This is a genomic window from Rheinheimera sp. EpRS3, from assembly GCF_001513785.1.
Lineage (GTDB): Bacteria > Pseudomonadota > Gammaproteobacteria > Enterobacterales > Alteromonadaceae > Alishewanella.
On the sequence record NZ_LNQS01000011.1, the window covers coordinates 13,752 to 35,800 of the forward strand.

At 49.5% G+C, this 22,049-nt stretch carries 21 protein-coding genes; 13 read left to right on the forward strand and 8 right to left on the reverse strand.

Features of this window, described 5'->3' with window-relative positions:
• Nucleotides 1–24 precede the first annotated feature (24 nt).
• A complete protein-coding gene (gene speE, locus AR688_RS18015) occupies nucleotides 25–879 on the reverse strand; it encodes a polyamine aminopropyltransferase (RefSeq protein ID WP_068237742.1) in 855 nt (284 codons plus the stop codon).
• Between the two features lie 135 nt (nucleotides 880–1,014).
• Here speE and speA point away from each other — a divergent pair, with 135 nt between their 5' ends.
• The 3 genes from speA (at nucleotide 1,015) to AR688_RS18030 (ending at nucleotide 4,826) form a co-directional block, all read left to right on the forward strand.
• Complete coding sequence (gene speA, locus AR688_RS18020; protein WP_068237370.1) at nucleotides 1,015–2,901, forward strand: biosynthetic arginine decarboxylase; 1,887 nt, start codon at nucleotides 1,015–1,017, stop codon at nucleotides 2,899–2,901.
• A 102-nt stretch (nucleotides 2,902–3,003) separates the two neighbouring features.
• On the forward strand, nucleotides 3,004–3,897 hold the full coding sequence (locus tag AR688_RS18025) for an acyltransferase (protein ID WP_068237371.1): 894 nt from the start codon (nucleotides 3,004–3,006) through the stop codon (nucleotides 3,895–3,897).
• Nucleotides 3,897–4,826, forward strand: a complete 930-nt coding sequence (locus AR688_RS18030) for an acyltransferase (RefSeq protein ID WP_068237372.1) — start codon at nucleotides 3,897–3,899, stop codon at nucleotides 4,824–4,826. Before AR688_RS18025 ends, AR688_RS18030 begins: the two co-directional genes overlap by 1 nt.
• 7 nt (nucleotides 4,827–4,833) lie before the next feature.
• On the opposite strand, the gene AR688_RS18035 is transcribed toward AR688_RS18030, so the two are convergent.
• Complete coding sequence (locus AR688_RS18035) at nucleotides 4,834–6,015, reverse strand: class I SAM-dependent methyltransferase (protein ID WP_068237744.1); 1,182 nt, start codon at nucleotides 6,013–6,015, stop codon at nucleotides 4,834–4,836.
• A 75-nt stretch (nucleotides 6,016–6,090) separates the two neighbouring features.
• On the opposite strand from AR688_RS18035, the gene AR688_RS18040 reads away from it, so the two are divergent.
• Both AR688_RS18040 and AR688_RS18045 read left to right on the forward strand, forming a co-directional pair.
• The gene (locus AR688_RS18040; RefSeq protein ID WP_068237378.1) at nucleotides 6,091–7,950 is read left to right on the forward strand and encodes an ATP-binding protein; all 1,860 of its coding nucleotides are present in this window, start codon (nucleotides 6,091–6,093) and stop codon (nucleotides 7,948–7,950) included.
• Nucleotides 7,947–8,333: a response regulator gene (locus tag AR688_RS18045; RefSeq protein WP_068237381.1), complete on the forward strand. Its 387-nt coding sequence runs from the start codon at nucleotides 7,947–7,949 to the stop codon at nucleotides 8,331–8,333. Before AR688_RS18040 ends, AR688_RS18045 begins: the two co-directional genes overlap by 4 nt.
• Nucleotides 8,334–8,351: 18 nt before the next feature.
• Here AR688_RS18045 and AR688_RS18050 read toward each other — a convergent pair whose 3' ends face one another.
• On the reverse strand, nucleotides 8,352–9,209 hold the full coding sequence (locus AR688_RS18050) for a tetratricopeptide repeat protein (RefSeq protein ID WP_068237382.1): 858 nt from the start codon (nucleotides 9,207–9,209) through the stop codon (nucleotides 8,352–8,354).
• A 349-nt stretch (nucleotides 9,210–9,558) separates the two neighbouring features.
• Here AR688_RS18050 and AR688_RS18055 point away from each other — a divergent pair, with 349 nt between their 5' ends.
• Both AR688_RS18055 and ilvN read left to right on the forward strand, forming a co-directional pair.
• Nucleotides 9,559–11,328: an acetolactate synthase 3 large subunit gene (locus AR688_RS18055; protein WP_197412285.1), complete on the forward strand. Its 1,770-nt coding sequence runs from the start codon at nucleotides 9,559–9,561 to the stop codon at nucleotides 11,326–11,328.
• A gap of 1 nt (nucleotide 11,329) precedes the next feature.
• Complete coding sequence (gene ilvN, locus AR688_RS18060) at nucleotides 11,330–11,821, forward strand: acetolactate synthase small subunit (protein ID WP_068237383.1); 492 nt, start codon at nucleotides 11,330–11,332, stop codon at nucleotides 11,819–11,821.
• A gap of 36 nt (nucleotides 11,822–11,857) precedes the next feature.
• Here the strand turns inward: ilvN and AR688_RS18065 are convergent, their stop codons facing one another.
• Both AR688_RS18065 and AR688_RS18070 read right to left on the reverse strand, forming a co-directional pair.
• Complete coding sequence (locus AR688_RS18065) at nucleotides 11,858–13,102, reverse strand: cation:proton antiporter (RefSeq protein WP_068237386.1); 1,245 nt, start codon at nucleotides 13,100–13,102, stop codon at nucleotides 11,858–11,860.
• A 15-nt stretch (nucleotides 13,103–13,117) separates the two neighbouring features.
• On the reverse strand, nucleotides 13,118–14,368 hold the full coding sequence (locus AR688_RS18070) for an NRAMP family divalent metal transporter (RefSeq protein ID WP_231732158.1): 1,251 nt from the start codon (nucleotides 14,366–14,368) through the stop codon (nucleotides 13,118–13,120).
• Between the two features lie 163 nt (nucleotides 14,369–14,531).
• On the opposite strand from AR688_RS18070, the gene AR688_RS18075 reads away from it, so the two are divergent.
• The 4 genes from AR688_RS18075 to AR688_RS18090 all read left to right on the forward strand — a co-directional run bounded on the left by AR688_RS18075 (nucleotide 14,532) and on the right by AR688_RS18090 (nucleotide 19,178).
• On the forward strand, nucleotides 14,532–14,798 hold the full coding sequence (locus AR688_RS18075) for a hypothetical protein (RefSeq protein WP_068237755.1): 267 nt from the start codon (nucleotides 14,532–14,534) through the stop codon (nucleotides 14,796–14,798).
• Nucleotides 14,795–15,043, forward strand: coding sequence for a GNAT family N-acetyltransferase (locus tag AR688_RS18080; protein WP_068237389.1), 249 nt, complete (start codon nucleotides 14,795–14,797; stop codon nucleotides 15,041–15,043). Before AR688_RS18075 ends, AR688_RS18080 begins: the two co-directional genes overlap by 4 nt.
• A 116-nt stretch (nucleotides 15,044–15,159) precedes the next feature.
• Nucleotides 15,160–17,079 (forward strand): alpha/beta hydrolase family protein, encoded by a 1,920-nt coding sequence (locus tag AR688_RS18085; RefSeq protein ID WP_068237392.1) that lies wholly within the window; start codon nucleotides 15,160–15,162, stop codon nucleotides 17,077–17,079.
• A gap of 110 nt (nucleotides 17,080–17,189) precedes the next feature.
• Nucleotides 17,190–19,178, forward strand: coding sequence for a cache domain-containing protein (locus tag AR688_RS18090; protein ID WP_068237397.1), 1,989 nt, complete (start codon nucleotides 17,190–17,192; stop codon nucleotides 19,176–19,178).
• A gap of 29 nt (nucleotides 19,179–19,207) precedes the next feature.
• Here AR688_RS18090 and AR688_RS18095 read toward each other — a convergent pair whose 3' ends face one another.
• The 3 genes from AR688_RS18095 to AR688_RS18100 all read right to left on the reverse strand — a co-directional run bounded on the left by AR688_RS18095 (nucleotide 19,208) and on the right by AR688_RS18100 (nucleotide 20,584).
• Nucleotides 19,208–19,867: a GGDEF domain-containing protein gene (locus AR688_RS18095; protein WP_068237400.1), complete on the reverse strand. Its 660-nt coding sequence runs from the start codon at nucleotides 19,865–19,867 to the stop codon at nucleotides 19,208–19,210.
• Nucleotides 19,868–19,894: 27 nt separating this feature from the next.
• Complete coding sequence (locus tag AR688_RS20285; RefSeq protein WP_156420352.1) at nucleotides 19,895–20,041, reverse strand: lmo0937 family membrane protein; 147 nt, start codon at nucleotides 20,039–20,041, stop codon at nucleotides 19,895–19,897.
• Nucleotides 20,042–20,164: 123 nt separating this feature from the next.
• Nucleotides 20,165–20,584 carry a PRC-barrel domain-containing protein gene (locus AR688_RS18100; protein WP_068237407.1) on the reverse strand — a complete coding sequence of 140 codons (420 nt, stop codon included), beginning with the start codon at nucleotides 20,582–20,584 and terminating at the stop codon, nucleotides 20,165–20,167.
• Between the two features lie 212 nt (nucleotides 20,585–20,796).
• Between AR688_RS18100 and AR688_RS18105 the strand changes: the two genes are divergently transcribed.
• Nucleotides 20,797–21,108: a BON domain-containing protein gene (locus tag AR688_RS18105; protein WP_068237411.1), complete on the forward strand. Its 312-nt coding sequence runs from the start codon at nucleotides 20,797–20,799 to the stop codon at nucleotides 21,106–21,108.
• A gap of 98 nt (nucleotides 21,109–21,206) precedes the next feature.
• Complete coding sequence (locus AR688_RS18110) at nucleotides 21,207–21,986, forward strand: Crp/Fnr family transcriptional regulator (RefSeq protein WP_068237413.1); 780 nt, start codon at nucleotides 21,207–21,209, stop codon at nucleotides 21,984–21,986.
• Nucleotides 21,987–22,049: the final 63 nt, after the last annotated feature.

Here is a 22,049-nt window from a genome sequence, read left to right on the forward strand (position 1 = left end):
TACTGCTGTCATATCTGTCCCGCTTTAGCCCTGCAATGCTTTTTTCATAAAATTAGGCCAGGCTGATGCGGCTTTATGCACTTCGGCATTGTAATAATCTGTGCTAAATGCTGCCTGAGCCGCATCAGCTTCCCGAAAGCCATTAAAGGCTGCGCCTTTGCGCGCCAGAGTGCATGTCCACCAGCCAGACGGATACACCATTTGTGGGAATAACAGCGTTTGCAGTGCATCAAAACCGGCATCCAGCATGGCATCACGCATGTCTTTAAGTAACGGCATATGGATCAGTGGCGATTCGCTCTGCTGTACTAAAATGCCGCCATGACGCAGCGCTTTGCGGCAGCTGTCATAAAATGCCCGGTTAAACAGCCCTTCACCCGGCCCGATAGGATCGGTTGAATCCACAATAATGACATCTACTGACTCTGGCGCAGCTTCGCGCATATATTTAATGCCGTCGTCAAACTTCAGCGTAGCACGTGGATCACTGTTCGAGGCACACAGCTCCGGGAAGTACTTTTCAGCCATTCGCGTAACCTGCTCATCGATATCAATTTGCGTTACGCTTTCCACACCAGGGTGCTTTAACACTTCACGCAAAGTGCCACAATCACCACCACCAATAATCACCACGTTTTTCGGGCTAGCATGGGTAAACAGCACCGGGTGGCTAAGCATTTCGTGGTAGAGAAAATTATCGCGGCTGCTCAGCATAATAACGCCGTCAATCACCATCAGATTGCCAAAATGGGTGGTTTCAAACATTTCAATCTTCTGGAACGGCGACTGAACTTCATCCAGTTTCTTCGTGATAGTCAGACCAAAGGCGCTGCCGCTGGGGGCGAAAATTTCAGTGAACCAATTGTTGTCGCCAGACATAGTGTTACCCTCAAAACAAAATAGCCGCATATTTTGCCTGCTTGTGCCGCCAAGGACAAATATTTCGATGTTTTTTGCTGCAGCTTTACCACATTGGCTTTAAACTATGCACATCTTAATTTTAAAGGAACGACAATGGCCGACTGGGGTACAGAAAAAGCACGCTCTATCTATAACGTAGCGGTATGGAGTGAAGGGTATTTTGATGTTAATACTGATGGTGATCTGGTGGCTTATCCGGATCAGGATCACAGTAAAAAAGGCATCAGTTTTCCTGAGCTTACGGCACGTTTTAAAGAGGAAGGCTTAACCTTACCTGTGCTGGTACGCTTTACTGATATTCTGCAACACCGGGTAGACACGCTGATTAAGTCGTTCCAGCGTGCCAAAGCAGAAAAAGAGTATCAGGGCCAGTACACCGCAGTTTACCCAATCAAAGTAAACCAGCAATTCTCGGTGGTAAAACGCCTGATCAGCCACGACAGCGGCAAAGTAGGCCTGGAAGCCGGTAGTAAGCCGGAGCTGATGGCTATTTTAGGTGTTACCGATCAGCCACTGCAAATTGTCTGCAACGGTTATAAAGACAGCGAGTTTTTGCGCTTAGCCACTATTGGCCAGATGATGGGCCATACGGTGTATGTGGTGGTAGAAAAACTGTCTGAGCTGAAAACCCTGCTGCGTGAAATTGATAATTTAGGCACCGCGCCACGTATTGGTATCCGTATCCGTTTAAATTCGGTGGGTAAAGGCAAGTGGCAAAACACCGGCGGCGAGAAGGGTAAGTTTGGCTTAACTGCTACTCAGGTGCTGCAGGCGATTGATGTACTGCGTGATGCCGGCAAGCTGGACTTACTGCAACTGGTGCATTTTCATATCGGCTCACAAATTGCCAATATTCGTGATATTCATAACGCCATTCGTGAATGCGCCCGCCATTATGCTGAACTGCGTACTTTAGGTGTGCCTATTACTACCGTTGATGTGGGCGGTGGTTTAGGTGTGGACTACGAAGGCTCTAAATCACGCTCGGCCTGTTCGATGAACTACACCATGTACGAATATGCCCGTAATGTGGTCAATGGCTTAAAAGAAGTGTGTGACGAGTACGACCTGCCGCACCCGAATATTATTACCGAATCTGGCCGCGCCATGACAGCACACCACGCCGTGCTGGTTACCGATGCGATTGATATTGAGCGGGCGCCAGGGCTGGTAAATTTACCAGAGCCAAGCGAAGACTCACCAACAGTGATCCTTGGCCTGTGGGAAGCCTACCAAAACGTTACACCGCGCACGGCGATTGAAGCTTACCACGATGCAGTGCATTACTTTACCGATGCCCATGCTCAATATGTGCATGGCCTGCTGACACTGAAAGATTGGTCGTTACTGGAGCAAATTTATTTTGCCACCATTAATAAAGTAAAAGCTAATCTGGATATGACCGCGCGCTCACACCGTTCGATTCACGACGAGCTGAATGAAAAACTGGCCGATAAGTTATTTGTTAACTTCTCGCTGTTCCAGTCCATGCCGGATGCCTGGGGTATTGATCAGTTGTTTCCGGTAATGCCGCTGGAGCGGATGAACGAGCCGCTGGACCATCGCGCTATCATTCAGGACATTACCTGTGACTCTGACGGCCAGCTGAAAAGCTACGCCGATGGTAACGGCATTGAACCAAGCCTGCCGTTGCCACTGTATAAAGAAGACGAGCAGTACCTGTTGGGTATGTTTATGGTAGGCGCCTATCAGGAAATTTTGGGCGACTTACACAACCTGTTTGGCGACACTGACTCAGTGCACGTTGAACTAACCGATGATGGCAGCTATAAACTAACCAACATAATTAAAGGCGATACAGTAGCCGATGTATTGCGCTATGTGCAGTTTGATGCGAATAAGTTGATCGCTTCTTACACCCGTCAGCTGGCAAAGTTAGAGATTACCGACAGCAAGAAAGACGAAATGCTGGATGAACTGAAAGCCGGTGTTTATGGTTACACCTATTTTGAAGATTAAGGTAAACTAGCTACTCATCGGACATGTTAACAGCAGGCTCGCCTGCTGTTATTATTTTTAGCCGGCAAAAAATCGGGCCGGCCACAAATACCAGGTGTTGTTATGCTGCATTTTTTACCCCGTCCGCTAACGGGCATGCTTTCACTGTTGCTTTATATCGTCAATACGTTGTTCTGGTGCATACCCATTATGCTGCTGGCGATATTAAAGCTGCCGCCTATTACCCGCTGGCAAAGCTGGATGACCTACCTGCTGGATGCCTGTGCCGTGGCCTGGATCAGCGTTAACAACTTCACCACCCGGCTGTTTACCCGTATTCGCTGGCAAATATCAGGCCTGGAAACTCTATCGCTTAAAGACTGGTATCTGGTGCTGGCGAATCACCAGTCCTGGGCGGATATTCTGGTGCTGCAAAAAGTATTTAACCGCAATATTCCGTTTATTAAGTTTTTTCTGAAAAAAGAACTGATATATGTGCCATTTATAGGCATGTGCTGGTGGGCACTGGATTTCCCTTTTATGAAGCGTTACAGCAAAAGCTTTTTACAAAAAAATCCGCATTTACAGGGCAAAGACATAGAAACCACGCGCAAGGCTTGCCATAAGTTTCGCTTTAAACCGGCAGCAATTATGAATTTTGTGGAGGGTACCCGCTTCACCCCGGAAAAACATCGCCAACAACAATCACCCTACCAAAACCTGCTAAAACCCAAAGCCGGTGGTATGGCTTTTGTACTGGGCGCTATGGGTGACCAACTACATAAAATTCTCGACATCACTATTCATTACCCCAAGGGCATTCCGAGTTTCTGGGACTATATTTCCGGCAAAGTGCGCGATATTACCGTGCAAATCCGGGTAATACCTATCACGCCCGAGCTGTTGGGCGACTACAACGATAGCGAGTACCGCGAGCGGTTTCAGCAGTGGATTAACCAGTTATGGCAACATAAAGATCAGCAGCTAACCGCGCTGAAACAGGGAGAGAAGCAGTAATGCTAAGTTTTTTACCCGGCTGGTTGCTGTTGCCTTTTAGCTTTAGCTTGTTTGCGTTAAATCTGGCGTTGTGGGGTATTTTGGTTACACCACTGGGCATCATCAAATTGCTGCTGCCGTTTAAAGCTGTGCATCGTGTAACTGCACTGGCGGGTAAAGGCTGCTATCGCGGCTGGACAGCAGTTAATACCGCCTTAATTAATCTGTTTAATCATGTTGACTGGCAAATAAGCGGTGCCCAAACGCTGGATAAGGCGAGCTGGTATCTGCTTATTTCCAACCATAAAAGCTGGCTCGATATTCCGGTTGTCAGCACAGTGGCCCATAGCCGTATTCCAGAGCCGAAGTTTTTCTTAAAAGACGAACTAAAATGGTTGCCGTTTTTAGGCACCGGCTGCTGGGCACTGGATATGCCCTTTATGAAGCGCTACAGCACAGCGCAACTGGCTAAACGGCCTGAGTTAAAAGGCAAAGATATCGCTACTACCCGTGCGTCATGCCAGAAATTTAAAACCATACCCACCACCATTATTAATTTTGTTGAAGGCACCCGTTTTACCGACAGAAAAAAAACAGCGAAGCACAGCCCGTTCCAGCACCTGCTGCCCCCCAAAGCAGGTGGTATTGCTTTTACACTGGCCAGCATGGGCGAGCAGTTTAACGCCATACTGGACTTTACCCTGCTTTACCCCGATAACCCGCAGCATGTTGCTATGGATATGCTGATGGGTAAATTAAAACGGGTGGTGGTACAGGTAGAAGTTCTGCAGGTAGATCAGCAGGTTATTGGCGACTATTTTAACGATGAACAGTTTCGTGAACGCTTTCAGTTATGGTTAAACCAGCGCTGGCAGCATAAAGACCAACTTATACAGCAATATCATCAGGCTCAGGTGTTAGCCACCGCACCCGACCAGCTGCCCTGCTAGCTGTGGTTTATCTGGTTGCTGTCAGCAGCAGGTTACGTGGTGTTACCTGATAATCACAAAATTCGCTGATGCGGGTTTGATAACCATGTTGCTGCAAATATAGTGCTTTATCCAGCGCCAGCCATAACTCCAGCGGCCGGCGAAATAAGTGTCTTATCAATTCAATACGCTGAACTGTAGCTGCACGTTGCTGTGCCCGCGCCAGATATACGTCTTCATCTATCACGGCCGGTAGCTGCAACTGATGCTGCGCCGCAGCCCAGCAAACAAAGCCGGTAAAACTGCCGCTAAACCAGTGCTTACCAACCGACGCCAGCGGCCGGTAATGCTGCTGTCCGGTAAGGTCGGCGCGCAATTCATCATAAGCCAGCCGCCACAGCACTTCAGTTGCTCTGAGTTTTTCAACCCGCTCACCTGCTGTTACCTGGCCCTGCACCACCAGCTTTAAATCGTCTTTGCTTAACGATAAATTGTGCTGCAAAGCAAGATCCGACATCGGCTGATACTGTGTTTGCGCAATCAAATGGTAACAGCACGGCACTAGTTGTAACTGCTGGCAACCTGCCTGCACTGCCTGTTGCAGCATGGTAATATGTAACTGGCCACAGGCATGCAGCGCTACGATATGCTGCTTTGGCTGTAAGGCAGCGCCAAGCGGGTCGCTTAATACGTCAGCACAAATAAACTGTTGTGACAGCTGATATTTTTTTGCCAATGCCGCACCATCTTCACATAACTGTGGCTGCCATTCGACACTGGTTACCGGCACAGCAAAACGATGGGCCAGTATCCGGCCCAGATGCCCTTTGCCAGCACACCACTCCAGCACCGGTAACTTACTGTGTGGCCACTGCTGACACAATGCATCAATTTGCTGCAGCTTACGCCCGCCAATACCGTTTTCCAGCCAGAATGGTAACGCCAGCAAGGGGGCAGAATCAGCGGCAACAGCCACTAGCGGCAAAGCAAATAACGCCGGGAAAAATGACGAAAAATACTGTTGCTGCAAAATGCTGCTTTGGTCAATCTGCCTTAGCAGGCCATCATCCAGACCTGCTAACAACTGCTGCAGTTCACCATCCGACCACGGTATAGCGTCGCAGGTAAACGGCAGCAGTTGCCAATATTGCCGGTACTGCTGCAGTACCGCGCTTAGCTGCTGAAATTGCTGCGTTAATATGTTGCTCATAAATATCTGTCCGCCGTTTTGCCAGGCCAGCGCTTGTGCTTTATAGTAAAGCAGTCCGCTTAGATTAAGGCCGCTATGATAAATCAACGCGTTAGCAGAACCACTAATTTTATCAGTTGGCTGGGCAGCATCTTATTGCTGATACTATTTAGCTATCTGGCATGGCGGGGATACCGGCTTAATCCAACTGACGATGTGTTACAACGCTGGGTACTGGCATTTTTAGCCAGCGAATTGCTGTTATTAATACTGCTTTCTGAGGTTAAACGCTTAATCAGACATCTGCTACAAGAAGTAAAGCAGTCGGAGAGTTTAAAACAGCAACTCGCAGCACAGCAAACGCAGAAATACCAGCAAGCACTTAGCACCTTAAACAATATCGCCGCCAGCTTTAACCCCGACTGGCGCAAGCAGCTACGCCAGGCGCTGCAGGTTGCTGCAGATTACCTGCAGTTACCCATCGCTGTGCTCAGTAAAATTGAGCAGCAGGATTATCAGATCCTGGTGCACAGCGCGCCAGCCGGTTTATTGCAGGACGACAGTCATTTTGAGCTGGGTAATACTTATTGCAGCCTGGCACTGGCCGAAGGCGGCATTTTTGCCACTAATCAAATGAGTGCAGGCCCCTATGCCAGCCACCCGGCCTTTAAAGCTTTTGCGCTGGAAAGCTATATTGGCAGTGCAGTGCAGGTAGAAGGAAAGCCATTTGGCACAGTGGGGTTTTCTTCGGCCAGTTCGCGTGAACTGGCTTTTAGCCAATTGGAGTGCGAATTTGTCAGCCTGCTGGCGCGCTGGATTGGCAGTACCATTGAACGCCGACGCTATCTGGATGCACAAATAGAAGCCGCCGGGCGGTTACAGAAAATTGCCAGTCAGCTACCGGGCATGGTATTTCAGTTTCAGTTAGCACCAGATGGCAGTAGCTGTTTGCCTTACTGCAGCGAGGGTATCCGTGATATTTATCAGTTGACACCTGAGCAGGTAAAGCTTGATGCCAGCCCGATGCTGTCGCTAATCCACCCGGATGATGCCCAATTGATGTATGACAGTATTATCGCCTCAGCACAGCAACTTAGCCTGTGGAAACTGGATTACCGGATACAACGCCCTGATGGTGACGTGATATGGGTTAGCGGCCGCTCAGTACCTGAACGCCAGGCAGATGGCAGCGTACTGTGGTACGGTTTTATTAGTGACATTAGCGAAAGAAAAAAAATTGAGCGCCTCAAAGATGAGTTTGTCTCTACCGTCAGCCATGAACTGCGCACACCATTGACAGCAATTAGCGGCGCCATCGGCCTATTGCATGGTGAAGTATTTGGCCCACTGCCGCAGCAAGCTGCGCAGATGACACAGCTGGCACAGGCCAACGTTAAAAAATTACAGCTACTGATTAATGATCTGCTGGATATGGATAAGCTGATCGCCGGCAAGATGTTGTTTGATATTCAGCCGCAACCATTATTACCTATCATAGAGACATCGTTGCACGATAACCAAAGCTATGCCCAGCAATATCAAGTTTCCTACCAACTAGAGTCCACATCGGCCGATATGTGGGTAAATGTTGATAACATGCGCCTGCAGCAGGTTATGGCTAACCTGCTCTCCAATGCAGCTAAATTTTCGCCACCGCTGGCGGTGGTTAATATTATTGTGCAGCAACAGGGCAATAATGCATTGATCCGGGTAATAGACAGCGGCTGCGGTATTAACGAGCAGTTTAAACCCCATATTTTCAGCAAGTTTTCTCAGGCTGACAGCTCTGATATTAAAAGCAAAGGCGGCACAGGACTTGGTTTGGCTATCAGCAAACAGTTAATGAGCCGTATGCAGGGTGAAATAGGTTTTCAGTCAGAGCAAGATAAAGGCAGTGAATTTTATTTGTTACTGCCACTGGCCAGCACGGCAGAACTACCAGAGGTAGATTTATGAACGAATTAAAACGCATTATGCATGTAGAGGACGATCCGTCTATTCAGCAGGTAGCGAAAATTGCGCTGGAAGCCGTAGGTGGTTTTAGTGTGCATACTTGTGGCAGTGGCAAGCAGGCATTAACCGATTACCCTTCAGTAACACCGCAACTGATCTTGCTGGATGTGATGATGCCGGGTATGGATGGCCCCACTACATTGCAGCAGTTGCAAACCCAATACGATTTAACCAAAGTCCCGGTAGTATTTATGACAGCCAAGGTGCAAAGCAATGAAGTTGCGTCTTACAAAGCACTGGGGGCTGCTGATGTGGTAGCAAAGCCGTTTGACCCTATGACGCTGTCAAACCAGATCAGGCAGATCTGGCTCGACTTTCATCAGTAACAACGGCCTGCTTTGGTATCAGTACAGCAGGCTGTACAATTTACGCCGGTACAGCGTTGCCACACTGTCGCCTTTGGGCAGCGCAGCCAGAATATCCAGATACAGCTTTTTGCTGCTGCCGTAGTTTAAATCCTGTTGCAGAATACTCAGCAGCAGCGCCAACGCCTCTTCACTGCGCTGTACCGCCTGATATTGCACAGCCAGTTTTTCTTTCAGTTCGTTTTTATTTGGTGCAGCGTCGGGTTCTGCTGCCAGTGCAGTTTCCAGCGCCTTAATTTCTGGCGTGTCGGCAGCTTCCCTGGCCAGCTCCAGTTTGGCAACCACCGATTTATACAAGGCATCCTGATCAGCCAGCTTGATCTCGCTTAGCAGCGCTTCGGCTTGTGGCAACTGCCCCAGGCTAACAGCGGCATCGGCCAGCCACAGTTTGATCTCGGTACGCTCGGGTGCCAGGGTTAATGCGTCTTTTAACAACGGATAAGCAGCGGCGTAGTCCTGCGTTGCCAACAATTGTTCAGCCTGTGCCAGTAAATCATCTTCCGGCTTAGGTAAGTAAGCAGCCAGTTTATCGCGGATAGCCTGCTCGGTTTCTACTCCGGCAAAGCCATCAACCGGCCGGCCTTGTTTAATCATCATCACGGTTGGCAGCGATTGCACACCAAACTGCATAGCCAAGTCTTGTTCTTTGTCACAGTCTACCCTGGCCAGCAGTAACTGCTGCGGATATTGTTGTACTATGCGCTCCAGCACCGGGCTTAACTGCTTGCAACCCTCGCTGCGGGCCGACCAGAACTGGAATAGCACCAGTTTCTGCATCGAGGCATCCAGTACCTCACGGGCGTTATTAATAGAAACATCAATAATAGGCTGGTGCATAAAACAAAAATCCTTGCTGGCAGATCAAAATTCAATTGTGTCTTACTATGTGGGCACAGCCGTGGCTTTGCAAGCCTTGTAAGTGCTGACACCCGACGCCAAAACGGCGGAAAAAAGCATCGACATCCGGCCGTCTATCACGTAAATTAATACAGCGCACAAAAATGACTGCTCAGCAGCAAATAACCATAGCGCCATAGTTTGAGTTTAACAGCTTATCCTGTTTAACCAGTCCACGTAGCACACAGAATTAAAGCGGCCTTTGGTTGCTTTAAGAGTATTCACCCGCGCCTTTGCCTGCAAAGCCGTGGTGTGTTGTATTTGCCACAGCAAACTATGAGATAGCATAATGACCAGCCAAACCCAGCCAGACGATAAGTCAGCCGACTCCACCAGAGCAACAGAAATGTTATCCGGTGCCGCCATGGTAATACGCGCCCTAGCCGATGAGGGTGTCGAATACCTGTACGGTTATCCGGGTGGCGCTGTATTACATATTTACGACGCCCTGTTTCAGCAAAACAAAGTTAAGCATGTCTTGGTACGACATGAACAAGCCGCTACCCATATGGCCGATGCCTACGCCCGTGCCAGTGGTAAAGCCGGTGTTGTGCTGGTAACCTCAGGCCCCGGCGCCACCAATGCGGTTACTGGTATTGCTACTGCCTACATGGATTCTATTCCGATGGTGGTGCTTACCGGCCAGGTAATGAGCCACTTAATTGGCGGTGATGCGTTTCAGGAAACCGATATGCTGGGTATCTCGCGGCCAATTTGTAAGCACAATATGTCAGTGCGCCGGCCAGAAGATATTCCCTATTTAATTAAAAAGGCCTTTCATATCGCGCAAACCGGCCGGCCGGGCCCGGTGGTGCTGGATATCCCTAAAGATATGACCATGCCAAACCAGACATTTGCCTACCATTACCCGGCAGAAATTAACCTGCGCTCATATCAGCCCAAACTCAAAGGCCACAGCGGCCAGATTAAAAAAGCCGTTACGGCATTGCTGGCCGCGAAAAAGCCGATTTTATATGCTGGTGGCGGTGTGATTATGGGTGGCGCGTCAAACGAGCTGACCGAACTGGCTCAGTTGCTGAACCTGCCGGTAACTAATACTCTGATGGGCCTAGGCGCCTACCCCGCCGGTGATAAACAGTTTATTGGTATGCTGGGTATGCACGGCAGCTATGAAGCCAACCAGACTATGCACCATGCGGACGTTATTCTGGCTGTGGGTGCCCGCTTTGATGATCGCGTGACGAACAACACCAAAAAATTCTGCCCGGACGCCACCATTATTCATATTGATATCGACCCGGCCAGCATCAGTAAAACCATTAATACGCATATTCCTATCGTTGGCTTAGTACAACCGGTGCTGACAGAAATGCTGGAAGTGCTAAAACAGAAGAAGAAAAAGTTAGACAGCGGAGCACTGGAACAATGGTGGCAGCAAATTGAACAATGGCGCACTGTACATGGTGGCCGCTACGACAACACAGCACCACTGCTAAAGCCGCAATATGTAATTGAGCAGGTTAGTAAAATTACTAAAGGCGAAGCCTATGTTTGCAGTGACGTAGGCCAGCACCAGATGTTTGCCGCACAGTATTACAAGTTCAATAAGCCCAACCGCTGGATCAACTCCGGTGGCCTTGGCACCATGGGTTTTGGCTTGCCTGCCGCGATGGGTGTAAAGCTGAATTACCCCGATGCCGATGTGGTGTGTGTTACTGGTGAGGGCTCTATTCAGATGAATATTCAGGAGCTGTCTACCTGTAAGCAATACGGTTTAGGCGTAAAAATTATTAACCTGAATAACGGCTATTTGGGTATGGTTAAACAATGGCAGGACATGAATTACGAGTCGCGCTACGCCAGCTCGTACATGGATTCCCTGCCCGACTTTGTCAAGCTGGCTGAAGCTTATGGCCATGTTGGCATTCGTGTTACCACACCGGAAGAACTGCAACCGGCACTGGAACGTGCCTTTGCGTTAAAAGACCGGTTGGTGTTTCTGGATATTCATATCGATCCGAAAGAGCACGTTTACCCGATGCAGGTGCCGGGTGGCGCGATGAACGATATGTTTTTAAGCAAAACAGAGAGGACTTAACATGCGGCATATTATTTCTGTTCTGCTGGAAAACGAATCCGGCGCTTTAGCCCGCTTAGTTGGCCTGTTTGCCCAGCGCGGCTATAACATTGACTCACTAAATGTAGCCGCCACCGAAGATCCAACCCTGTCACGCTTAACCCTGGTAACCCATGGCAATGATCAGGTGATAGAGCAAATCAGTAAGCAACTGCATAAGCTGATTGAAGTGGTCAAGGTGTCGGATATCAGCGAGGCGGCACATATTGAGCGCGAACTGATGCTGGTAAAAGTAAAAGCCAGTGGTAATCAGCGCGAAGAGGTAAAACGCTGCGCCGATATTTTTCGCGGCCAGATTATCGACGTAACCCCCGCGACCTACACCATTCAGCTGGTAGGCACCAGCGACAAACTTGATGCCTTTATTCAGGCGCTTGGCACTACGCCGATAATGGAAGTAGTGCGCAGCGGCGCTTCAGGCATTGCCCGTGGTGAAAAAACGCTGGCGTTATAGTTTTTAACAGGCATTATGCAAGCACCAACGGCAACTTTAGATTGCTGTTGGTTTTGGCTGATGCCTGCCATATACCCAGTGGAACAACGGCGATGCCATCAGCGTAGTGACTATCGCCATTACCACCATAATCGAAAATAACGCTGGCTGGATAACGCCATAACTTAGGGCGATATTAATAATAATCAGCTCCATCAGGCCGCGCGCATTCATTAATGCGCCTATCGCCATTGCCGTACGGTTATCAGCCCCGTTCAACCGGGCCGCAGCCCAACAGGCCACACCTTTGGCAAATACAGAAACAGCCAGCACCACCAGCGCTACCGATAACACCTGCCATGAACCCAGCACATCCAGTTGTGTGTTCAGGCCGGAATAGGTAAAAAACATTGGCAGCAACAGCAAGATAGTAAATTTTTCCAGCCGCTTACGCAGTTGCTCAACGATTACGCCGCGCGGCATGGCAATACCCAGTAAAAAGCCGCCGAATACAGCATGCAGGCCGACCCAATCCATGCTGTAAGCCGACACGGCAAATAACAGCATAATGCCGATAAACTGGGCATAGCTCATATGGTTATTGCGGGCGATATTATCAGCCAGCGGCTGCAGCCAGTGCCGTACTCTGGTGAGCATGATAAACGCATACAAACCACCACCCAGCAGTGCTTTAAACAGCAACTCAGAGCCACCGCCAAAGCTGGCAAGCACAAAAGCCAGCACCAGCCAGGCGGCAGCATCGTCGATGGCACCGGCCGCCAGCGCCATGGTGCCCAGGGGTGTGCCGGCTAAACCACGCTCATAAATAATACGCGCCAGCATCGGAAAGGCCGTAATTGCAATGGCGGCGCCCATAAATAAGGCCGCGTTAAAATAAGAAATATCGGCCGCAAACAGCCCAGGCGTATCGGTAAGCCATAAACACAGCAAGGCTGCACAGGCAAAAGGCACTAACATACCCGCTAGCGATACGCTGACAGCACTCTTAGCATGGTGTTTAAACAACCGGGTGTTAAATTCCAGCCCGACCAGAAACATATACAAGCCCACACCAAGCTGGGCGCCAAAGTACAGCAAGCTGCGGGTATCTGCGGTAAAAATGCTTTGCTGCAACTGTGGCGCCAGCCAACCGAATAGCGACGGCCCCAGCAGCACACCGGCAATCATTTCACCCACTACTTTGGGCTGACCAATAAAGCGAGCTACCCGCCCCATAAGCTGCGCCGCCAGTAAAATCAGTAGGAGTTGTAACAGAAACAACAACACTGTACTAAACCCCATTGGCCAGCCCCTCAGTTAACTCAGTAAGCCACTGTACCAGCCTAAAAACAGCAATGAAAAACCACTCAGATAGAATAAACCGGCCCAGCTAAGTAGCCGCAGCGGCCAGCTTAGCACTATGGCACCGTCACCGCGCATCAGGCTGTAGTTAAGCCAGGCAAACACCGGCGTGGTTAAAAATGCCAGTGTCATGGCAAAAGTTAACATAGGTGCCAGTGCGGCTTTAAAAAACAGGATCATTGCCATGCCACAGGCGGCCTGAACTATCAGCCAGTAATTCAGCGCCGCTGGGTGTTTAATCCAGCCCAGTTGTGCAAAAGAGGCATGCAAAGTACGGGCGTAACCGTCCAGCACGGTAATGGTGGTACCAAACATACATAAGAAGGCAATTAACGCTACCAACGGCCGCGCCCAGTCGCCAATGGTGCTGGCGTACATATTCATTAATTGTTGCGCAAAAGCACTGCCTGCCAGCGCAATAGGTTGTTCACTGCCGTATTGCACCAAAGCGCCCAAAGATAAAAATACCAGTGCCAGAGCGGCAGTAAGCCAATAGCCCAGATTAAAATCAAACAGGCCCTGGGCGCGGGTTATATGGGTATGGCGTTGTTTGGCTTTTAACCACAGCGAGCTGATAGCCGATATTTCTATAGGTGCCGGCATCCAGCCCATCAGTGCCACCAAAAAGCCCAGGCTGGCCAGTGTCCAGGGCGAAGGGCCAACATAATCCTGCGGTGCCTGGGCGCCATTGTGCCAGGCTATTACCGCAGCAATCAGCGTGGTAAATGTCAGCAGTATCATGATCAGCTTCGACACATTATCCAGTGCTTTGTAATGGCCCAGCAGCAAAATCAGCAAACAGGCAGCCAATATGCCCCAGCACAGTAAGGTGACCGATAAATTACCCGGCAGCGCATATTGCAACAGGCTGGCGGTTAGCAGCAGTACTCCAGCCGTGTTAACCACTGCAGCAATAATATTCAGCACAATAAAGCTGTAGAAATAACCGCGGCCCTTACGCTGATACCCCACCAGCAGGCTTTCTTTGCGGGTTAGCGTGTACTCAACACCAAAACGGAAAAACGGATACTTCAGCACATTAACCAGCAGAATCAGCCAGGCCAGCTGCCAGCCAAATAAAGCCCCCGCTTGCGTAGACGCTACCAGATGCGAGCCACCAATAGCCGCCGTAGCCATTAAAATACCGGGGCCAAGCGCCTGCATACGGCCGCGCCAGCCATAATTTTCCTGTTGCATAGGTTGCATAGGTTGCTCTTAATCCAAACTGAAGAGCGCTCCAGCTTAGCCAAAGCCACAGCTAAATACTATCTGGCGTAAGCTTTTTTCCGCAGCAGATTGGCAAGCGGCTGCAGATATTCCATACTGGCGCAACTACAATACAATGCACAAAAGCAATACTGAGGCCTTTATGAGCGAAGAACTGCTCGATCAAGCCATGCTGTTTGAAGTGGTAGAAAACCAGCTGGCTGACAATTACCCGAAACAAGTTACTGAAACCCTAATGCGCCTGCGGATGACCGGCCACAGCCGGGAAGAAGCGGTTGAACTGATCGCCTGCGCGCTGGCACCTGAAATGATTGATGTGATTGAACATCAGCAAAGTTTTAATTTAGAGCGCTATGCTGCTCATCTGGCGCAATTACCACAAACACCCTGGCTGGGAGAAGACGCATGACAGAGGCCACTATTACACATCAGCCACAACAACAACGTTTTGTTATGACACTGGATGGTGCCGAGGCCGTGCTGGACTACCAGTTAACCGGCAGCCAGATTAATTTCCATCATACCTTTGTCCCTCCGACGTTTCGCGGCAAAGGCCTGGCAGAAAAACTGGTGCGCCACGGCCTGGCATGGGCTAAAGCCCAGCAGTATCAGCTGCAGGCCAGTTGCTCTTATGTGCAGAAGTTTTTACGCTAGCGTTAGCTGAATTTTGTTAGCTCAATTTTGTTACACCGGCCGGTTACCGGCATTATAAGCCGTCGCAGAGCAGGCAGTCGCGACTTAGTGTTTTACCCTGACATAAGGACATTATCATGCTATCGCGTCTTACCCTCGCCCTGCTGTTAAGCTCGGTGCTATTAACCGGCTGCAATAAAGCACCACCCACCACTGTTGCCACCGGCAATACTGCCGAACCAAGCGTAAGTGCCGCGATACCGCAGTACAGCGCCGAGCAATTTTTTGCCACTAAAACCTACATGGGCAACGACATTAACCATAATGCCAGTGCCCTGCTGGTCGCATCAGACGAAAGCGGCGTGTTTAACCTGTACCGGGTTAGCCTGGACGGCAAAGACTGGCAACCGCTAACGCAATCGGTAAGCGATCCGGCGTTCCCTGTCAGTTGGTTTCCGGCTGACGATCGCCTGCTGTATACCGCTGATCAGGGCGGTAACGAGCTAAACCACATTTATCTGCGCGAACTTGATGGCACAGTGCGTGACCTTACCCCCGGCGATAAACTAAAAGCCGCGTTTGCCGGCTGGCATGATGATGGCAGCTTTTTTATTACCAGCAATGAGCGCGACGCGCGGTTTTTCGATTTATATCACTACAACAGCACCGACTACAGCCGCACACTGATATACGAAAACAACGACGGTTACAGCATTGATGCTGTTAGTAAAAACGGCCGTTATCTGGCATTAAGCAAAGAGCGCAACAACGCCGATAACAACCTGTTTTTAATCGACTTACAGGCAAAAGAACCCAGCGCCACGCTGCTAACAGAGCACGACGGTAATATTTCTCATAACGTGTATGGCTTTACTCCGGATAGCAGCACTCTGCTGTTTGGCACCGATGGCAACAGCGAGTTTGTAGAAGCTTACAGCTACCGCCTTGCCAGTGGCGAAACCAGCCCCTATAGCCGTGCCGACTGGGATATCAGCTTTATTTACTTCAGTGACGACAACAAATATCAGGTACAGGGTATTAATGCCGATGCCTCTACCCTGATCAGTATTACTGAGCAACAAAGTGGCCAAAGCCTGCAATTACCACCACTGCCAGCCGGCGATTTACGCGGCGTAACCTTTTCGGCCGACAGCCAGTACCTGAGTTTTTACCTCAATGCCGACAACAGCCCGTCTAATTTATATGTCTGGAAACTGGGCGATGGCCAGGCTCAGCGCTTAACCCAGGCACTGGACAGCAGCATTGATGAAGCCAAACTGGTGCAAAGCAGTGTGGTGCGCTACAACAGCTTTGATGACTTAGCCATACCGGCATTGCTGTATCAACCAAAGCAAGCCAGCGCCACAGAAAAAGTACCGGCACTGATTTGGATCCACGGCGGCCCCGGCGGCCAGTCACGTACCGGTTACAGCCCTGTTATTCAGCATCTGGTAAACCAGGGTTATGCCGTGTTAGCGGTGAATAACCGCGGCTCGTCTGGTTATGGTAAAACCTTCTTTCATCTGGACGATTTACGCCACGGCGAAGACGATTTACAAGATATCGTCTATGGCAAAAAGTATCTGCAAAGCCTCGACTGGGTTGCCGCTGATCGCATCGGCGTGATGGGCGGCAGCTATGGCGGCTACCTTACTATGGCAGCTATGGCCTTTACCGACGAGTTTAAGCTGGGCATCAATATTTTTGGTGTAACCAACTGGGTGCGCACGCTGGAAAGCATTCCACCTTGGTGGGAAGCATTTCGTGAATCGTTATATGCGGAGCTTGGCGATCCGGCGGTAGACGGCGAGCGCCTGCGTCGTATTTCCCCGCTGTTCCACGGCGATAAAGTGAAAAAACCGGTGCTGGTAGTACAAGGCGCCAACGATCCGCGGGTACTGCAGGTAGAAAGCGATGAAATGGTCGCTGCCATTCGTGCTAACAACGTACCGGTAGAATATGTGCTGTTTCCGGATGAAGGCCACGGCTTTTTGAAAAAGAGTAACCGCATTACTGCCCAGCAGGCTTACCTTAAGTTTCTGCAGCAATACCTGTAAAACCGTCACAGGGGCCTGCCAGGGCCCCTGCTGATTTAACTCTGGCAGATAGCTTGCATAAAATTATAAGGAACAACCACAGGGCTAGAAGCCCGGAGCAGTAACAGGTTATGCAGCTGTTTGTTGAACAACATAAAAGTGTACTTAAAGCCACCCTGCAAGGTGTGTTGGAGCATGAGCTAAAATTACAACAATTGGACGATTGGTGGGGAAAAGTAAGCCTGATAGGCAAAATTAACAGTTTACGCCTTGGCTCTGACATTCTTACCAGTATGGACATTACCAAGCAGCGCTTTAATCAGCTACAACATACCCTTATTGATAACCTGCTGCAGGAACAAACTAAAAAAGTACTGCTGCACGACAAAGCCTGCTGCCAGATGGCAATAGATGTGTTAATTCGTAACCTGTTTGAACGCACTGCCGATATTGGCTTTCTGGCAACGGATCAGCAAATTTGTCATTTTATGGCTCAGCCTCTGGCCGATACTGAATTGCATGGCAAGCTACACCAGCACCTGCAGCATTATGTTGCCAATTATTCTGTTTACGATGATGTGGTATTGCTGGGTCTGGACGGCACTATTCTGCTGCGGCTAAACCAGCAGTACAGGCAAACTCACTCGGCCGATCCGCTGCTGCAATACAGCCTTGAACAGGGCAGTAATTACAGTGAAACCTGCCGCTATAGCGATTTACAGCCCGATAAAAGCTTAAGCCTGATCTACTCACAGCCGGTATACGGTGATGCTGGCCAGCCGCTTGGCGTGTTGTGCCTGTGTTTTAATATCGCCGACGAACTAAACACCATTTTCAGCAAATTACTGCTAGCAAACCCACACAGTATTTTAGCGCTGGTTAATGCAGACGGCACAGTAGCCTTTAGCTCTGATCCGGCGCAGCTGCCCGCACAAACCCAGGCTGCAGTGGCAAATTACCTGAATTTACAACAACATCAGCAACACAGCTATCTGGTCAGTTTTGCTAATAGCCGCGGTTATCAGCAGTACTTTGGCCCCGGCTGGCAGGTACAAATGTGGACACCGCTACAGTTACTTGCCAATAGCATGGCAAACAGCAACAGTACGGGCAGCCCGGCAGATGGCCAGCTGTTTCCGGCGCTGGCAGCGATAAAGCGTGAATCTATGCAGGTAAACGATGAACTGAGTTTAATTGTGCTAAACGGCGAAATTGCCGCAGCGCGCAAAGATGCTATAGAGTTTATCCCTGTGCTCAACGCTATCAGAGGCATTGGCCAGGATATTTATCAGGTGTTTTCGTCTTCTATCGACGAACTGGGTGCCACCATAATGCACAGCCTGCTGCAGGAGTTAACCACACTGGCAGAGCTGGCTGCGGACATTATGGACCGCAACCTGTACGAGCGGGCAAACGACTGCCGCTGGTGGGCACAAAATGCCAGTTTTCGCACGGCTTTAGCCCAAAATACAATAAGTGTGGCGCAACAACAGGAATTATCAACAGAGCTAGGTTACATCAATAGCTTATATACCGTGTATCACACTATTTATCTGTACAACACGGCACAGCAATTAGTGGCCATCTCAACTGCCGACAACGGCAGCAGCCAGATTAACGATATCACCGGCGCCGCCAGTTGCCTGCAACTGACCCAGCCGCAGCAATACAGCGTCAGCGCTTTTGTGCCAAATGCGTTGTACCAGCAGCAAGCCACCTATATTTACAATGCGGCATTGTTCCACCCGGCAGAGTCAGAGCAGGTTATCGGCGGTATAGGTTTGGTGTTTGACAGCGCGCCCCAATTCAGGGCAATGCTAAGTGATATTCTCCCCAAAAATGAGCAGGGCGACATTAAAACGGGCTATAGTGCCTGTTATGTTGATAGCGCAGGCAAGATTATTTCTGCCAGCCATGCTAACTGGCAAGTTGGTGCCCGGTTACCGTTGCCAGCAACGCTATATCAAAGGGCACAACAACATAGCGTAACAGAACAATGTGATGTAAACGGCCAGCGGTATCTGCTGGCGCTAGCACCGGCTAAAGGCTACCGCGAGTATAAAACCAGTGATGGTTATCAAAATCTGGTGTTTGCCTGCCTGTTACTGCAATACCGTTAAAATAGGCAGCGTTAACCCGGTAAGGCGTTTTAGCGCAGTAACGAAAACTGATTGCCGCCCCGATTTTGCGCATGCAGCAGCGCTGCGGCGGCTCTTTCTATCAGTAAGCCGGCGTCGTTACCATCTTGCGGAAAACGGCTGATACCAATACTGACAGTGATCCCCAACGGCATTACAGACACGCCGTGTAAGATCGACAGTTTCTGTTTTAGCTTTTCCGCTACCAACACAGCATCATAAATACGTGACACATCGGTTATCAGCAGTAAAAATTGATCATCAGCCTGCTGGCTGATGCTGTCACAATCGCGCAGTGTCGCTACCATACGCGCAAGAGTTGCTTCGCTAACCTGTTTAGCCACTGCCGCGCCGTGGCCGTCATAAATATTTTTATAATGATCCAGTTGCACAAACAACACGGCAAAACTGCTGCCATTGCGCTGAGCCTGCTTAATCATGAAGCTTAGTTGGGGTTGTATTTGCAGTTTATCAGTCGCTTCAGCCTTAGTACCCAACAACTGGCTTTGTTGCAGCGCCAGTAGTTCGCACAAGGTACGCTCGGTAATACTTTCAGCCCGTTGCAGGGCTTGCTGCAACTCGGTATAGCTGCGCCTGGGTGATAACAATATTTTTTGCGCTGATGGCAAGGCACCGTGGATCTGCGTTACTACACTGAGTTTATTTTGCATAAAGCCCCCTGCCCAGCTATGAAAATGTCAGATCCTACGGCCGCGGATCAAGCGTATGGCTACCACAACCAGGGCAACAATCAGCAAAATATGGATAAAACCACCCATGGTATAAGAAGATACCAGCCCCAACGCCCAAAGAATGACCAGCAGCACAATAATTGTTTCTAACATAGCAACTTACCTGTAAATTATGAAAAGGGCTTTATTATACCGCGCGGCTTTTAATGCTGTATGTGCGCTACACCACATAGCTATGTAAAAGCCCGTTTATATTAACGGGCCTGGTGAGTGCTATTACACTGAGTCGGGAAAATTACCCGGCTGCTTTGTGGCATAGTAAGTATCAACATGTTTTGCCCAGGCTTTATCTGCCATATTCGGCCATTTGTTTTTGTCAAAACCCGGCGCTTCACGTAGGCGGTCTTTTTCTATGTTTAATACAAAGCGTTTGTTCTCTGTATCCAGTGTTAGCGCACTCCACGGCACGGCAAACAGCTTTTCGCCCATACCTAAAAATGCACCAAACGACAACACGGCATAGCTGACTTTGCCATTGCCAACATCAAGCATAATTTCTTTAATGTCGCCCAGGCTCTCTTCCTTGTGGTTGTAAACATCGTTGCCTACCAGGGTATTGGCGCCCATCAGTTGCGGGCCTGGCCCATTTAAAGTGCCTTTGTACATACCAAAAGTGTCACGCATTTCGTAGTTCATATGTTACTCCTGCCTGAAAACCTGCAGCCAAACGAGAGTGTTGGCGCACGTTTGGCAAAAGCATAACGCAACAACAAGGTCGGCTCTGTGCGGTACAACACCAAACAAATACAGTTCTATTTGTGCGCTAGCGCACAGAGTTTTGGCTTATTAACGCGTAACATTCAGCGGTAAAAAACCCATTTTCTACCCCAACAAACAGGACATACATCATGAAAAAGCAAAGTATTTGCGCCATTTTATTAGTAGGCTTATTTAGCCTGACATTAGCAGGCTGCGGCGCCACAGCTACCCGGGCAGGCACCGGTGAATATGTAGACGACACCGTAATCACCACTAAGGTAAAAGCCGCTATTTTTAATACTGCTTCACTTAAAGTCAGCGAAATTAATGTCGAAACGTTTAAAGGCGTAGTACAACTAAGTGGCTTTGTCAGCTCTGCAGAAGACATTACTACCGCCATACGGGTAGCGCGTGAAGTTACCGGTGTCACCTCAGTTAAAAATGATATGCGGGTTAAATAATATCATGCGCTATGTGTATTTTATGTTCGCTGACGCACAAAGCTAACATTTTGCTTAACTATACTGATAACCACTCCTGATAACATAAGGACATCGTTATGCCCCAGCCGGCATCACAGCAACACTGTGCCACCGTTAAAAACCAGCCAACGCAAAACCTTTTGCTTAATGCCGCGCCTGCTGATGTGCAGCAGCGGTTATTTCCGCATCTGGAGTTGGTGGAGATGCCGCTGGGTAAGGTGTTGTATGAGTCTGGCGATGTCATGCGCTATGTGTATTTTCCTACTAATTGCATAGTGTCCTTGCTGTATGTCATGGAAAATGGCTCCTCGGCTGAAATTTCAGTAGTCGGTTACGAGGGCCTTGTTGGCGTTGCGCTGTTTATGGGCGGCGAAAGCACCACCAGCCGCGCCATAGTGCAAAGTGCCGGTTTTGCTTACCGGTTACTGGGCCAGCGGATGAAAGACGAGTTTAACCGCCATGGTGAGCTGTTGCAGTTAATGTTGCGCTACTCGCAGGCCTTACTGACACAAATGGCGCAAACCGCGGTATGTAACCGCCACCATAGTATTGATCAGCAATTATGCCGCTGGTTATTGCTATCGCTGGACAGGTTAAAAGATAATCACCTGGTGATGACACAAGAGCTGATAGCAAATATGCTTGGCGTACGCCGTGAGGGCGTAACCGAAGCGGCCGGCCGCTTACAAAAGCAAGGCGTTATTGACTACAGCCGTGGCCATATCATGGTTATCAACCGGCCTAAACTGGAACAACTAAGCTGCGAATGTTACGAAGTGGTAAAAGCTGAAACCGACCGCTTGCTGCCGCTAAAGCAGCACGAGCATGCCTGCAAAAAACCTGTGCTGCCCAACTAACGGTTAGTGTTAACCACATTGTCGTCAGCTATGTACGGCATCGAACCGACAACAGACTAACCG